The following is a 14472-nucleotide window of genomic DNA, read 5'->3' on the forward strand; positions in this document are numbered from 1 at the left end:
GTCATCGCCTAAGCACCAAAAGTACCAGGTGTCCGGCATGGGCCCACTCCTCGTTGGAGCGAGCGGTAGCTTTGCGTGGCCTTTTCCTTCCGAGCATCTTCTGGACGATCTCGCAGTCTTTAGACCCAATGCCGTTAGCCTTCCCCTGCCCAGTTGGGGTACCCCCGCTTGGTCGCGAACTCATTCCTAGAGCTGATGATCGCGGAGTGGGCTGACTGGGCACGGCAGACCTCGTTACATATTTCGACCTTACACGCATTCACCGTAGCAAAAGGGCAGAGCGAACCAAGCTCTTCTGTTGATGAAGGCATATACGTCGGAGGAAGCGGTAGTCTGAGTGCAACGCTGTTGATAAACACCTGACGACCATTGGCTAACTGAGAAGCGAAAAGCTCCCACTGGATATAACATTTCACTATAGCGGTAGTTCGGGAACCTGCGATCTCTGCGCGATCATCGGCTGTTATTGTCTGGGGGTAATGATCCGTGCATTCCCTGGAGCTATCATGAGCAATTTCCGTCCCGCCGCCCGCGTTTCGAGCATCCGCGTTTCGCCCACCACTGCCGCGGCGCAGAGGGCCCGGGACCTCAAAGCAGAGGGCAAGGACATCCTCAACCTCACAGTCGGCGAGCCCGACTTCGACACGCCAGAGCTAGTCAAGGCCGCGGCCGCGGCCGCGATGGCAGAGGGCCAGACCAAGTACACCCCGGTGAACGGCACGCCCGAGCTGCGCGCGGCGATCCGCGGCGACTTTTCACGCCGCCTGAACATCGAGGCGAATGATGAACAAGTCTGCGTTGGCGGCGGGGCCAAGCAAATTCTGTTCCTGGCGCTTATGGCGACCGTTGAGAAGGGGGACGAGGTGATCGTCCCCGCGCCTTACTGGGTGTCCTACCCCGACATGGTCATCGCCAACGAGGGCACGCCGGTGATCGTGCCTTGCGCTGAAGAGGAGCGATTTAAGCTAACGCCCGCCGCGCTCGAGGCTGCCATCACGCCACAGAGCCGCTGGCTGATCTTGAATTCGCCGTCGAACCCCACCGGCGTCGCCTATTCGGCTGACGAGCTACGCGCTCTCGGCGAGGTGCTCGCACGGCATCCGCATATCTGGGTGCTCTGCGACGAGATCTACGACCGCATCTGGTTCGCCGAATTCGAAGCGGTGAGCATTCTGACGGTTTGCCCCGATCTGGCGGGTCGGGCGCTGGTCGTTAACGGTGTTTCAAAGTCTTATGCGATGACCGGCTGGCGCATTGGCTATGGCGTTGGGCCAGTGCCGCTGATCGCGGCGATCAACAAGTTGCAATCGCAGATGTCCTCCTGCCCGTCCTCGATCAGCCAGGCTGCTGCTGCGGCAGCGCTGGCCGGGAACCAGAGCGATGTCGACGCACAGGTCGCGGTCTACCGCGAAAGACGCGACCTTGCGGTAGACCGCCTCAATGCCATTCCCGGCCTGTCCTGCTTGACCCCCGACGGGGCCTTCTACATCTATGCCAGCTGCGCCGGCACGTTGGGCAAGAAAACGCCTTCGGGCCGGACTATTTCGAACGATGCGGACTTCGTGCTTTACTTGCTCGAGGAGGCGGGGGTCGCGGCGGTGCATGGCGCAGCCTACGGGCTCGAGCCATATTTCCGTATTTCCACGGCGACCTCGGCAGATGTCATAGCGGCGGCCTGTGATCGCATCTCCGAGGCCTGTGCGAAGTTGAGCTGACCTACACGGCGCGGCGTGTTTAACAAAGGGTTGTCCCCGCAGGGACAACCCCTTTTGCATGTCTGCGACTGCTCGACATTTGCGCAACAAATGCGCCTGCAGCTACAATGGCATAGGAGGGCGAACCAGCGCCGCGGATGGCTACGACATGAGCTGCTAAAATCATTGAATTCCCATAAATAGGCAACTGTGTGACGATCATCGACGGGCGCGGGATCTTGCGCGCGGCAGCGCTCACCATGCAGTCGCTGGTCGAGGACACTGACATAGCGCTGCTGCGATGATCGCTGGTGATCACATGGTCTAGACAACCGAGGCGATCGCCGATCTCGACGAAGTGTTGAAGGTCGAGAGCGTGGAAGCGTTTTTGGTCGGCCCGTCGGCCCTGGCGCAGATCATGGGCTACTCGCTGGCACTTGCGGCTACCGTAATGCGCCCTCGTAGGGTATTCGGATGATCGAGCATGCCTCCGGGAAGTTCCGCGGCGCCGGTCGGGCCATCGGTACCCTGGTGCGCTAGGCCAATATCAGCCACTAAACGGAAAAGGGGGGGCACTTGGTCTACATCCACTCCAATCCACTCCTGAAGGCAGGGATGGCGCGGATGAACTCGCTCATCCGTCAGGGGTGAGCAGAGCGCCATGGCGACATTCCTATGACCGTTTCGCCAGCTTGCCACCTGCCGCCGCCAGACCCCCTGGCGGCGGCATTGTCCTGTTCGGTCGCGGTAGAGAATACGCGCTCAGACCCCGTCGTCCGTCGGCCTGAAGCTCGCGGGATCGGCGCGCCGCCAGCGGGCGAGGTAGCCCGCGCCCTCGTCCCGACCCTCGAGCAGGAAGCCGACCGGCAGTTCGGGGTAGACCTGGTTTCCGACGATCACGTTGCGGTCCTTCTCGCGCAGCATCAGGTGATGCGGGCGGAACTCTCCGGGATGGTCGAGCCCCGCGGCTCCGGTGATCTCGGCCAGAGCATGCAGCGTGTTGCGGTGGAAATTGGCGACCCGCTCGGCCTTGTCCGGCACCACGAGCGCTCGCGCCCGCATCCTGTCCTGCGTCGCCACGCCGACCGGACAGCGGTTGGTGTGACAGGACTGCGACTGGATGCACCCCAGCGCGAACATGAAGCCGCGCGCGGAATTGGCCCAGTCGGCGCCGAGCGCCATCGCCTTGGCGATGTCGAAGGCCGAGACCAGCTTCCCGCTGGCCCCAAGGCGGATGCGGTCGCGCAGCCCGGCGCCGCGCAGCGTGTTGTGTACGAAGGTCAGCCCCTCGATCAGTGGCATGCCCATGTGGTTGGCAAATTCCAGCGGCGCCGCGCCCGTGCCGCCCTCCTTGCCGTCGATGACGATGAAGTCGGGGGTGATGCCGGTGGCCAGCATTGCCTTGACGAGGCACATGAACTCGCGCCTGTGCCCGATGCAGAGCTTGAAGCCGACCGGTTTGCCGTCCGACAGGCGGCGCAAGGTGGCGAGGAACTCCATCAGCTCGAGCGGCGTGGAAAAGGCGGAATGCGCGCGGGGAGAGATGCAGTCGACGCCCATCGGCACAGCGCGGGCCCGGGCGATCTCGGGGGTGATCTTGGCGGCGGGCAGCACGCCGCCCAGCCCCGGCTTCGCGCCCTGGCTCAGCTTCACCTCGATCATCCTGACCTGCGGATGCGCGGCCGCCTCGCGGAACGCCTCGGGGTCGAAGTGGCCCGCCGCGTCGCGGCAGCCGAAATAGCCCGAGCCGATCTCGAAGATCAGATCACCGCCCTGCAGGTGGAACGCCGAGATACCGCCCTCGCCGGTGTCATGGGCAAAGCCGCCGGCCTTTGCACCCCGGTTGAGCGCGAGGATCGCGTTGTCCGAAAGCGCGCCGTAGCTCATCGCCGAGATGTTGTAGATCGAGGCCGCGTAGGGGCGTTTGCAGTCGGGGCCGCCGATGGTGACGCGGAAATCGCTGCCGGCGATGGTCTTGGGCAACACCGAATGGGTCAGCCACTGGTAGCCCGCATCGTAGACCGGCTTGCGCGTGCCGAAGGGCCGCGCGTCCTCGATGTTCTTGGCGCGCTGGTAGATCAGCGTGCGCTCGTCGCGCGAGAAGGGTTCCTCGTCCTGGTCGTTCTCGAAGAAATACTGACGCATCTCCGGGCGGATGCTCTCGAGGATGTAGCGCAGGTGCCCGATCACCGGGTAGTTGCGCAGGATCGCATGGCGGCGCTGCGAGAGGTCGTAGAGACCGAGCAGGCAGAGCGCCGCCAGCAGCGGCAGGGCGATCCGCGCCTCTGCATGGCTGGCGGCCAGCAGCGCCGCGCCCAGGGTGCCCATGAGGCAGAGACCGAAGATGCTGAAGCGGAGGGCGGCATGGATCACGTCTGTGTCTCCAGGAACGGCGAGATCGTGGCGCGGCCCGGTGCCGCGCCACGGTGGGGTCTCGGGCTGGTATCAGGCCGCTGTCGCGGCCCAGGGTCCATGCGGCGCGTCGCGGCCGTCGAGCCGCTCGAAGCCATGCGCGCCGAAGAAGTCGCGCTGCGCCTGGATCATGTTGGCCGGGCTTCGCCGCGTGCGCAGGCTGTCGAACCAGCCCAGTCCCGCCGAGAGCGCCGGAACCGCGATACCCGCGCCGATCGCGGCAAGCACGGTCCTGCGCAGCGCCGCCTCGTGCTGCTCGAGCAGGCCGCGGAAGGGCTGCGCGAAGACCAGCATTTCGCCCGGTCCCCGGTCGAGCGCGCTGGCCATGTCGTTCAGCATGTCCGAGCGGATGATGCAGCCATTGCGCCAGATGCGTGCGATCTCGGGCAGGGGCAGATCCCAGCCGAACTGATCGGACGCGGCGGTGAGCATCTCGAAGCCCTGCGCGTAGCACAGGATCTTGCCCGCGATCAGCGCCGCCTCGAGATCGTCGAGGTCGAGCGCCCCCGGCGGCAGCGCTTGCGGCTGCGCGCCAAAGGCATCGGCCCCCTGCTGCCGCAGCCCGTGTGCCGCCGACAGGTTGCGCGCGCAGACCGCGGCCTCGATCACCGGCACGGCAACCCCGAGGTGCTGCGCCTCGATCGCGGTCCAGCGCCCGGTGCCCTTCTGCCCGGCCTTGTCGAGGATCACGTCGAGCATCGGCGCGCGGGTCAGCGGATCGGCACTGCGCGCGATCCGGCCCGCGATCTCGACGAGATAGGAGGCGAGCGGCCCGGCGTTCCACTGATCGAAGGCGGCGGCAATCGCGGGTTTGTCGAGCCCGAGGCCGCGGCCCATCAGGCTGTAGGTCTCGGCGATCATCTGCATGTCGGCGTATTCGATGCCGTTGTGGACCATCTTGACGAAATGGCCTGCGCCGGCCGGTCCCATGTAGGCGGCGCAGGGGGTGCCCTCGTGCTTGGCCGCGATCGCCTTCAGCAGCGGCGCCAGGCGCAGCCAGCTGCCGCGGTCGCCGCCCACCATGATCGACGGTCCGTGCCGCGCGCCTTCCTCGCCCCCCGAGACACCGATGCCGATAAAGTCATAGGGCGCCGCCGCGGCCTCCTCGGCGCGCCGGTTGGTATCGGCGTAATTGGCATTGCCGGCATCGACAATGAGGTCGCCCGGCTCGAGCAGGCCGCGCAGCGCCTCGATCTGCTGGTCCACCACCGGACCGGCGGGCACCATGAGGATGATCGTCCGCGGCCGCTGCAGCGACCCCACGAAGGTGGCGAGGTCCTCGGTCGGCAGCAGCCGCTCGGCCAGCACGCCTGCGCCGGCGACGAAGGCGCGGGTGACAGAGGCCGTGCGGTTGTAGACGCTGACCTGGTGGTCGTTGTCCGCGATGTTGAGCGCGAGGGCGGCGCCCATCGTGCCAAGGCCGATGAGCCCGATGTCGGAGGTTTGGGTCACGGGGGATCTCACTTCAGGTCTGGTCGGGTGTCGAAATAGATATCGATAACGAAAATGGTCACGAGAACCGGATCTGCGCCTTGATGGCGCGACTGCGGTCCGAGGCGGTGAGGAAGGCCTGCTCGGCCGCCTCGAGGGCGAACTCGTGGGTGATCAGCGGGCGCAGGTCGAGCCGCCCCTGCCGCATCGCCAGCACGCCGTTCGCGAATTCCTCGTGGAAGCGGAACGAGCCGCGAAGGTCGAGCTCCTTTGCGGCGATCTTGGTCACCGGCAGGGGGATGTCGCCGCCGAGGCCGAGCTGCACCACCACGCCGCGCGGGCGCATCGTGTCGAGCGCAGGCAGAAGGGCGGGCGCGACACCGGTGCATTCGAACAGCGCGTGGAAGTGGCCCTTGCCCGCGCCGTAGCGGGCCAGCGCCTCGGCGTCGCTGCCGGTGTTGATCGTCACCTCCGCGCCCATCCTGCGCGCCATCTCGAGCGTGAAGTCCGACAGGTCGGTAGCGACGATCTCGGCGGCCCCGGCGAGCCGTGCCGAGGCGATGGCGAGCAGGCCGATCGGGCCACAGCCGGTCACCAGCACGCGCTTGCCGAGCAATGGTCCGGCGCGGCGGACGGCGTGCAGCGTGACGGCCAGCGGCTCGGCAAGCGCGGCCTCGCCCGGCGTGAGGCCGTTGGCGACGGCGCATTGCGCGGCGGTAACGATCATCTCCTCGCGGAAGGCGCCCTGGATGTGCGGGAAGGGCATGGCGGAGCCGTAGAAACGCATGTTCTCGCAGTGGTTGGGCAGGCCCTCATGGCAGTAGTCGCAGCTTCCGCAGGGGCGCGAGGGCGAGACCGCGACGAGATCACCGACAGCCAGCCCGGTGACGCCGGCACCGATCTCCGACACGTGGCCCGAGACCTCGTGGCCCAGAACCATCGGCTCGCGCAGCCGCACGGTGCCAAAGCCGCCGTGGTGGTAATAGTGCAGGTCCGACCCGCAGACGCCGCCCGCGGCGGTGCGGATACGTACTTCGCCGGGTTTCAGGTCGGGGCCTTCCGCGGCGGAGTAGGCCTCGAGGCGGAGGTCCTTCGGGGCGTGAATGACAAGCGCTTTCATGGGGATGCCTCAGATGACAGGGGTGACGAGGGGGGCGCCAGCGAAATGGGCGGCGAGGTTGGCGCGGACCAGTTCGCCCATGGCCTTTCGGGTCTCGATGGTGCCCGAGGCCTGGTGCGGCTGCAGCAGGATGTTGGGCACCTCGCGGAAGCGCGGATCGAGCGCCGGCTCCCCCTCGAACACGTCAAGCGCCGCGGCGCCGAGCGTGCCGTCTGCCAGCGCCGCGATCAGCGCCTCCTCGTCGACGTTCGACGCCCGTGAGACGTTGATCAGCATTCCTTCCGGCCCCAGCGCCTGCAGCACGCGGGCATTGACGATGTGCTGGGTTTCCTGCGACGCGGCGGCGGCGACGAAGAGAAAATCGCTCCGTGCGGCCAGCGTCTCGGGGTCCTTCACGAAGCTCCAGTCCGCCGCGTAGTCCTTGGGGGCGACATCGGAATAGGCGATCTGCATTCCGAACCCGGTGAGGCGCCTGGCGATCTCGAAGCCGATGCGGCCCAGCCCGAGAATCCCTGCGCGGCGGCCGAAGGCGCGGCGTTGCAGCGGCATGCCGCCCTGCGCGGCCCAGCTGCCATCGCGGACCCAGGCATCGCCCGCCACCACGCCGCGCGACTGCGCGAGCATCATGGTCACGGCGAAATCCGCGACATCGCCGGACAGCACGTCGGGGGTGTTGGTGACGCGGATGCCGCGCTCCCGGCAGGCGCCCAGATCCACGGCGTCATAGCCGACTCCGTAGACCGAGATCACCTCGAGCTGCGGGCAGGCAGCGATGATCTCGCGCGAGGCGCCAAGCTCGCCACGGGTCGCGATGGCGCGGACGGAAGGGCCGTGCTCGGCAAGGAAGGCGGCCTTGTCCGCGGCCTCGAAATAGCGGCGCAGGTCATAGGCCTCGTTCAGCGGCGTCTCGTCCCAGGACGGGTAGGCGCCCATCTGCAGGATCATGGGTTTGGGCATGCGGTCTTCTCCTCGATCAGGCCCGTCGAGCCTCGAATTCGGCGAATCTTCGGCTTGACGGAAAATAGTTATCGATAACATATTGAGGCGAGTCGAGCTTGTCGACACCCAAATGAGGATGACCCCGTGACCCCCGAAAAAGAGACCCCCCGGAACGACTTCCTGCAGACAACCTTCGGATTGACCGGCCGCAGGGCCCTCATCACCGGCTCCTCGCAGGGCATCGGCTTTGCCCTGGCGCTCGGACTGGCCAAGGCCGGGGCATCGATCGTGCTGAACGGGCGCGACGTGGCGAAAATCGAGCGCGCGCGGCAGGACATCCTGCACACCTGCCCCGAGGCCGACGTCCAGGCGCTGTGCTTCGACGTCACCGACCACGAGGCGGCGCGCCGGGCGATCGACGGGTTCGAGCTTGGGCAGGGGCCGATCGACATCCTGGTGAACAACGCGGGGATGCAGCATCGCAGCCCGCTCGAGGATTTCCCGGCCGAGCGTTTCGAGGCGCTGCTGCAGACCAACATCGCATCGGTCTTCAACGTCGGGCAGGCGGTGGCGCGCTACATGATCGGCCGGGGCAGGGGCAAGATCGTCAACATCTGCTCGGTGCAGACCGCGCTGGCGCGGCCCGGCATCGCGCCCTACACCGCCACCAAGGGCGCGGTGGCGAACCTGACCAAGGGCATGGCGACGGACTGGGCGCAGCACGGGCTGACCTGCAACGCCATCGCGCCGGGCTATTTCGAGACGCCGCTCAATGCCGCCCTCGTTGCCGATCCCGACTTCACCGCATGGCTGAAGAAACGCACGCCCGCGGGGCGCTGGGGCAAGGTCGAGGAACTGGTCGGCGCCTGCGTGTTCCTGTCTTCGGGCGCCTCGAGCTTCGTGAACGGGCACATCCTCTTTGTCGATGGAGCGATCAGTGTCTCTCTTTGAACATCGCCATATCGTGCTGATGGGGGTTTGCGGCTGCGGCAAGTCCACCGTCGGCGCCGAGCTGTCGCGCGCCTCCGGGATCGCCTTCCTTGACGGCGACGACCTGCATCCGGCGGAGAATGTCGCGAAGATGCGGGCAGGCCACGCGCTCGACGATGCGGACCGCGCACCCTGGCTCGCCGAATGCGGGCGCAGGCTTGCGACTGCGGAGGAGGGGCTGATCCTTGGCTGCTCGGCCCTGACCGGACGGTATCGCGACATGATCCGCGCGCATGCGGCCCCGGCGCAGCCGGTCTTCGTCTACCTGCACGGCACGCGCGCCACCCTGAGACAACGGCTCGGGGCGCGGCGGGGGCACTTCATGCCGACTGCGCTGCTCGACAGCCAGCTTGCCACGCTCGAGGTCCCGGCGCCCATCGAAGCGGCGCTCACGGTCAGCATCGAGAACACGTCTCCGGCGCTGGCGGCGCAGGTGTTGACGCGGCTCGCGGGGCGCGGCGGCTCTGTTGCCCGTGCGGCCTGAGCGGGGTAGGTGTTTGCTCCAGCAGGGAGATCGGCGATGAAGAAGGCGCAGGGCGGCAAGGTCAAGATGTCGGACATCGCGTCCGCGCTTGGCGTCTCGGCGATGACCGTGTCGCGCGCCTTCCGGGGGGACGCGGGGATCAACGCGCGGACCCGCGCCCGCATCCTGTCAAAGGCCGAGGAGCTGGGCTATGTCTTCGACTCTACCGCCTCCAACCTGCGGCAGAACCGGACGGGCTTCGTTGCCGTCACCGTGCCCTCGATCGAGAATGCCAACTTCTCGGCCACGGTACGCGAACTCTCCAGGGGCCTGCTCAAGCGGAACATCCAGATCCTTCTGGCCAACACCGAGTACGACCCCGAGGAGGAGGAGCGGCTGATCGCGCAGCTGCTGCGCCGCAACCCCGAGGCGATCGTGCTCACCGGGGCGCAGCACACGGCCAAGACGCGGGCGCTCCTCTCCAAGGCGCCGATGCCCGTCATCGAGATCTGGGACCTGCCCGCGAAGCCCATCGGCCATGTCGTCGGCTTCTCCAACGAGGCCTCTGTCCGGGGGCTGGTCGATCACATGGTCAGATCGGGGCGGCGCCGGCTGGCCTTCCTCGGGGGCGAGACCGCGCATGATCCCCGTGGCGCGCAGCGGCGCGCCGGATTTGTCGAGGCCATGGCCGGGCATGGGCTGGAGGCGACGCGGCTGGTGCCCGCCGGCGCGGCGCCGGTCGGCATGACCGAGGGCGCCTCCGGGCTCGAGTTGATGCGCGAGCTCTTCCCGGATACGGACGGGCTGATCTGCGTGTCCGACCTCGTGGCCTTCGGCGCACTGGCGCAGTGCCACCGGCTCGGCGTGAAGGTGCCCGAGGATCTGGCGATCGCGGGCTTCGGCAACTACGAGATCGGCCGCATCTGCGAGCCCCCGCTCACCACGATCGACGTGCACGCGGGGCTGATCGGGAGCCGCACCGCCGACATGGTGCTGGGCCTGCTGGAGGGTACACCCCCGGCCGCGCCGCTGCGACAGGTGCTGCAACCCGACCTGATCCTGCGCCGCTCGACCTGATCATGCTCGAATTTCTCATTGCAGGGGCGCTGTTACTCAAATCGGCTGATGGCTGAGACAGCCAAATCCCCGGACAGACTTTTCCTGCGGTCGCTGGAGTCGCTATACGGGATACGGGAGGTGCCCGCTTGTGGCGCGACAGTGTTCTGAATTCGAACACTGTCCAGTCGAGACCGGCCAGCCTGAGGCTCTCGAGGAACCCGGGTATCTGGTGCAACGCCATCCCGAATACCTTCATCGACAGAAAGGCCTGAACGTCGGTAGCGTGGTAGATTAGTTGCCGAACACGCTTGGCTGTTGGCAGGGCATCCCAAGCTCATCGCGGGGTTGAACCAGATGGTGAGCGTGTCCCGGGACTTGAGCACTTCGCTAAGGCGGGGCGCGATCTTGGAACCGGCACGGCGATGTAGCATGAGTTCGAGGTGTCTCCGAACTGGTGAAGAACCAAGGATGCGATGTGTCGACGAAATCACGCGCGGATTCGGTTTCAATCTCATTGGCGATGACAGCGCGCGCAGCAATATCGACAAGGCAAAGTAACGCTGCTCGCTCTGTGAGGAGCGAGCAGCAATCGAGTGCCAACTATCGGGAAGGTGTGCAGGCGACGGCCATCACCAGCCCGCCGCTGCCGATTTTGTGTTCGTAGGTAAAGTTCTTTGGTAGATACATGGCATCGCCCGGACGGAAGGAGTGCTTGCGCCCGTCCGGAGTTTCTTGCTCAGAGCCGCCGTGTAGGCAGAACAACACGCTTTCATGCACGCCGTCGCCCACTGCCGTATGCTCAAAGTTGGCCTTAAAGGTGGTGATGTGAAACGAGAAGGAGGCTCCCTGGTTAGCATTCGTGATCAATCGGTGCGTGTATTCGATGCCCTCCTTCAGCCAGATCTGCTCTACGTCTTCCTGACGGCTCCATTCGATGCGATCACCCATTTCGAAACTCCTTGTCTGTGTGATGGGTCCAAGGGGACGCATTGGGGCCGCAAGCGCAATGCTGACGCGCCTGCCATAAATTTTCTGAATGGGACCATTGCGATGTGGGGGAGGTCGGAGGCAAGGTTACACTGGTCCGAGAATGTCCGGATGGGTAGCATCCGATCCGACCTCCGGCCAGGGCCAGCCAGTAGTAACAGCGAACAAGCAAAATGAATGTCGATTTCCGGAAACTGCAAAACTTCGTGAAGATCGTAGATGCGGGCAGCATCTCGCGGGCTGCGAGCCTGCTGAACACGGCGCAGCCTGCGCTCAGTCAGCAACTCGCGGCCCTCGAGCAATATTTCGGCGAACAGTTGTTAATCCGATCCAATAGCGGCGTGGCACCGACGCAGGCAGGGTTGGTACTTTATCGGCATGCACATTCGATCCTAAAGCACCTCGAGCAGGTAACACTGGAGGTCAGTAAGGCCTCGGCCAGCCTTGCAGGGCATGTGTCAGTGGGGCTGGCGACCTATTCTACTACCTCAGTATTGTCGCTTCCGATCATCCAAGCGGTGCAGGCACTGCACCCTGATATCACGGTTTACGTGAATGACAGCTTTGGCCAGATTCTGTCGGAGTTGGTCATGAGCGGGCGTATGGACATGGCGGTTATCTATGCGAGCCAGCCCATCAAGGGCACATTGCTGACACCACTGTTCTCCGAGGAATTGTTCCTCGTCTCGCCCAAGAACTTTCCGTTTGCTGGGGATGACATCGAACCGCTCGAGTTGCGGGCGCTGCAGGACATGCCATTGGTTCTGCCTGGCCGTGACCATTTTCTACGCAAGCTCATCGATCAGGCATTCGCGCGCGCGCGGGTGGAACCGCGGATCGTGGCTGAGATTGACTCGGTTGGGGCGCTGGCCGGGGCAGTCAAGTCAGGCATGGGGGCCAGTATCCTGCCGATGTCGGTGGCGCGGGGGACGGCAGGGTTGGAAGACGCTCCCATCCGCAGTCTGACAAGGCCAGTCATCGAGGCAAACGTCTCTTTGTGCACACCTGACCCCATGCCGATGAGTGAGCCGGCCTTAGCGGTCAAGGCGGTTCTTCTGAAGGTCGTCGCCGAACTCTTGGACACCCGACCGGCAGGCCTGACGGTCTTGAGGGACACGCCCCGGCCTGCGGAGTCATAAGAAAAATCAATACCCCCAGATAGGATTATTTCTGTGCAGGACCTCTGCGCTGGCGTCTCATGACAGACATGTGACAGGCCGCGAAAGCATAGGCAACAAGGCCAAAGGCCGGTCACGCCAACAGAGAGGATCACTGACATGACCGTGAAAACGGAACGCGCAATTCTGCGCGCGGGAACACTTGCGCTTTTTTCCGTCCTCGCCCTGCCCAATCTGGTCAAGGCCCAGGACATCGTTGTCGGGTTGGTCTCGCCAAACTCCGGCGCCAATGCACGCTATGGGGCCTTTGCCCAGAGGGGCGCTGCCATGGCCGCGGAAGAGATTAACGTCGGTGGCGGAATCGACGGGCGGATGATCAAGATTATCCCCGCCGACAGTATCTGCACCCCGGTCGAAGGCGTGTCCGCCACCCAGCGCCTGATCAGCCAGGACGAGGTCGACTTTATCATCGGTGACATCTGTTCCTCCGTGACGCTGGCAATGCAGCCGCTGGTGGAGGATGCGGGCAAGTTGCTGGTCAACGCGGCCTCCTCAAACCCCGAAATCACCTACAAAGCAGGCGTCGGCGGTTACCAGCATTCCTTCCGCAACTACCCCACCGACGAGATTCGCGCCAAGGCGGTGGCTGAATACGCGGTCGAGAAGGGCTACAGCAAGTTCGCTGTGCTGTCGGTGGACAGCGACTATGGCCGCGGCGCCATCACTTATACCCGCAAGTATCTCGATGAGCTGGGCGCGGAGTTCGTCTCCGAGGACTACTACAAGGAAGGAGAGGTCGATTTCCGTTCGGTGCTGACAAAGATCCGCAATTCGGAAGCGGACAGCATCATGGTCTATGGCCTGGCCGATACCACGCCGATCATTGCCCGCCAGATGATTGAAACCGGGCTGGCCGGCAAGCTGCCGCTACTGGGTAATGGCGAATTCTCGGCAGAGGCGACCATTCAGGCGGCCCCGAAGGCCATGGAAGGCGCGATTGAGGCCGCCGCATGGCTGCCGGGCTATGACAGCGAAGGCTCGATGGCCTTCGTCGCCGACTACAAGGCCAAGTATGATGGCGAGGAGCCGAACAACCACGCGTATGGCCATTGGGAAACCATGCACATGCTGGCCGAGGCAGTAGATGCCGCGGACAGCACCGACGCAGAGGCTGTGATTGCAGCCCTTCAGGGTATCCAGTTTGCAAGCCCCATGGGCACGATCACCTTTGACGATCATCATCAGGCGATCCGTCCGCTGCTGATGCTGGAAATTCGCGAAGGTGAACCGGTCATCACCGGCTCGGTCGCGGGCGAAGTCACCTATTCCGAGCAGTAAGCAAGAGGGTAGGGCAGACCATGATGACAATATTTTTGGAGCAGATCCTGAACGGTATCTCGACCGGCGCGGTCTACGCCATCGTCGCGGTCGGGATGACGATGATCTTCGGAGTGTTGCGCGCGATCAACTTCGCTCACGGCGAATACTACATGCTGGGGACGTTTGGCGGTTGGTTCGTGATCAGCACCATTGGTCTGCCCTATCCCGCAGCCGTGATTGTCGGCGTGGTGGTGACGATGGCCATAGCTTACGTCATCGGACGCTTCGTCATGCAACGCATGATCGGAATGCCCGAAGAGGGCAGCGTCGTCGCCACGCTAGGCATCGCGCTGATCCTGCAGAACACTGTGATCCTCGTGTTCGGCGGCGGCTACAAGTTCTTCTCGGCGGGCTACATCGAGCCGGTTTTCTTCGGGGACATCGGCATTGCACAGCAGCGCCTGCTGATTATCGCGCTGTGTATCGCCGTATTCGTCGGGCTTGAACTTCTAGTAACCTACAGCCGCATGGGCAAGGCGATGCGCGCCGTCTCGCAAAACGTCGAAGCCTGCGCAGTCGTCGGCATTGATGTGCGCACAGTGGTGCTTTCGACCTTTGTTCTGGGCACCGGGCTGGCGGCATTCTCCGGCATTCTAACGGCCCCGGTCAACGTCTCAGTCTATGGCGGCATGGGCGAGATCATCACATTCAAAACGTTGCCGATCATCGTGATGGGTGGGCTTGGCAACGTACGCGGCACGCTGGTCGCCGCGATGATCCTTGGCATCGCCGAAAGCTTCGTCGCCGGAAACTTCGGCCTGCAATATCGCGACTCGGTCGGCTTTGTGACGCTGATCCTGATGCTGCTGTGGCGCCCGCACGGGTTGTTCTCGGCCAGGGCACGCTTCTGAGCGTGCCAAGACCCCTCTTTCCACAGGA

General features: G+C 64.6%; 12 protein-coding genes and 1 pseudogene. 7 read left to right on the plus strand and 6 right to left on the minus strand.

Features of this window, described 5'->3' with window-relative positions:
* Window positions 1–506 precede the first annotated feature (506 nt).
* Window positions 507–1715: an aspartate transaminase gene (locus tag LC039_RS20435; protein ID WP_226627860.1), complete on the plus strand. Its 1209-nt coding sequence runs from the start codon at window positions 507–509 to the stop codon at window positions 1713–1715.
* Between the two features lie 741 nt (window positions 1716–2456).
* On the opposite strand, the gene LC039_RS20440 is transcribed toward LC039_RS20435, so the two are convergent.
* The 4 genes from LC039_RS20440 to LC039_RS20455 form a co-directional block, all read right to left on the minus strand.
* Complete coding sequence (locus tag LC039_RS20440; RefSeq protein ID WP_226627918.1) at window positions 2457–4022, minus strand: FMN-binding glutamate synthase family protein; 1566 nt, start codon at window positions 4020–4022, stop codon at window positions 2457–2459.
* A gap of 117 nt (window positions 4023–4139) precedes the next feature.
* Complete coding sequence (gene gndA / locus LC039_RS20445) at window positions 4140–5558, minus strand: NADP-dependent phosphogluconate dehydrogenase (protein ID WP_226627862.1); 1419 nt, start codon at window positions 5556–5558, stop codon at window positions 4140–4142.
* A 58-nt stretch (window positions 5559–5616) separates the two neighbouring features.
* Complete coding sequence (locus LC039_RS20450; RefSeq protein ID WP_226627864.1) at window positions 5617–6657, minus strand: L-idonate 5-dehydrogenase; 1041 nt, start codon at window positions 6655–6657, stop codon at window positions 5617–5619.
* Between the two features lie 9 nt (window positions 6658–6666).
* Window positions 6667–7614 carry a 2-hydroxyacid dehydrogenase gene (locus LC039_RS20455; RefSeq protein ID WP_226627866.1) on the minus strand — a complete coding sequence of 316 codons (948 nt, stop codon included), beginning with the start codon at window positions 7612–7614 and terminating at the stop codon, window positions 6667–6669.
* Between the two features lie 126 nt (window positions 7615–7740).
* Here LC039_RS20455 and LC039_RS20460 point away from each other — a divergent pair, with 126 nt between their 5' ends.
* From LC039_RS20460 to LC039_RS20470, 3 genes are read left to right on the plus strand one after another with little or no spacing between them, the layout of a single operon-like run.
* Window positions 7741–8547 carry an SDR family oxidoreductase gene (locus tag LC039_RS20460; protein ID WP_226627868.1) on the plus strand — a complete coding sequence of 269 codons (807 nt, stop codon included), beginning with the start codon at window positions 7741–7743 and terminating at the stop codon, window positions 8545–8547.
* Complete coding sequence (locus LC039_RS20465; protein WP_226627869.1) at window positions 8534–9070, plus strand: gluconokinase; 537 nt, start codon at window positions 8534–8536, stop codon at window positions 9068–9070. Before LC039_RS20460 ends, LC039_RS20465 begins: the two co-directional genes overlap by 14 nt.
* A gap of 36 nt (window positions 9071–9106) precedes the next feature.
* Window positions 9107–10126 (plus strand): LacI family DNA-binding transcriptional regulator, encoded by a 1020-nt coding sequence (locus LC039_RS20470; RefSeq protein WP_226627870.1) that lies wholly within the window; start codon window positions 9107–9109, stop codon window positions 10124–10126.
* A 136-nt stretch (window positions 10127–10262) separates the two neighbouring features.
* Here the strand turns inward: LC039_RS20470 and LC039_RS27085 are convergent.
* Window positions 10263–10430: pseudogene (locus LC039_RS27085) on the minus strand (transposase); the annotation flags it as partial.
* A 278-nt stretch (window positions 10431–10708) separates the two neighbouring features.
* Window positions 10709–11056, minus strand: a complete 348-nt coding sequence (locus tag LC039_RS20480; protein ID WP_226627871.1) for an ectoine synthase — start codon at window positions 11054–11056, stop codon at window positions 10709–10711.
* Between the two features lie 212 nt (window positions 11057–11268).
* Between LC039_RS20480 and nac the strand changes: the two genes are divergently transcribed.
* From nac to LC039_RS20495, 3 genes are all read left to right on the plus strand, one after another.
* Window positions 11269–12234 carry a nitrogen assimilation transcriptional regulator NAC gene (gene nac / locus LC039_RS20485; RefSeq protein WP_226627872.1) on the plus strand — a complete coding sequence of 322 codons (966 nt, stop codon included), beginning with the start codon at window positions 11269–11271 and terminating at the stop codon, window positions 12232–12234.
* Window positions 12235–12372: 138 nt separating this feature from the next.
* Window positions 12373–13551 (plus strand): ABC transporter substrate-binding protein, encoded by a 1179-nt coding sequence (locus LC039_RS20490; protein ID WP_226627873.1) that lies wholly within the window; start codon window positions 12373–12375, stop codon window positions 13549–13551.
* Between the two features lie 35 nt (window positions 13552–13586).
* Entirely contained in the window at window positions 13587–14444 is an 858-nt protein-coding gene (locus LC039_RS20495) for a branched-chain amino acid ABC transporter permease (protein ID WP_226627874.1), read from the plus strand.
* The last annotated feature ends 28 nt before the right edge of the window (window positions 14445–14472 follow it).

The sequence above is a fragment of the Alloyangia pacifica genome, assembly GCF_020524285.1.
GTDB classification, from domain to species: Bacteria; Pseudomonadota; Alphaproteobacteria; order Rhodobacterales; family Rhodobacteraceae; genus Salipiger; species Salipiger pacificus_B.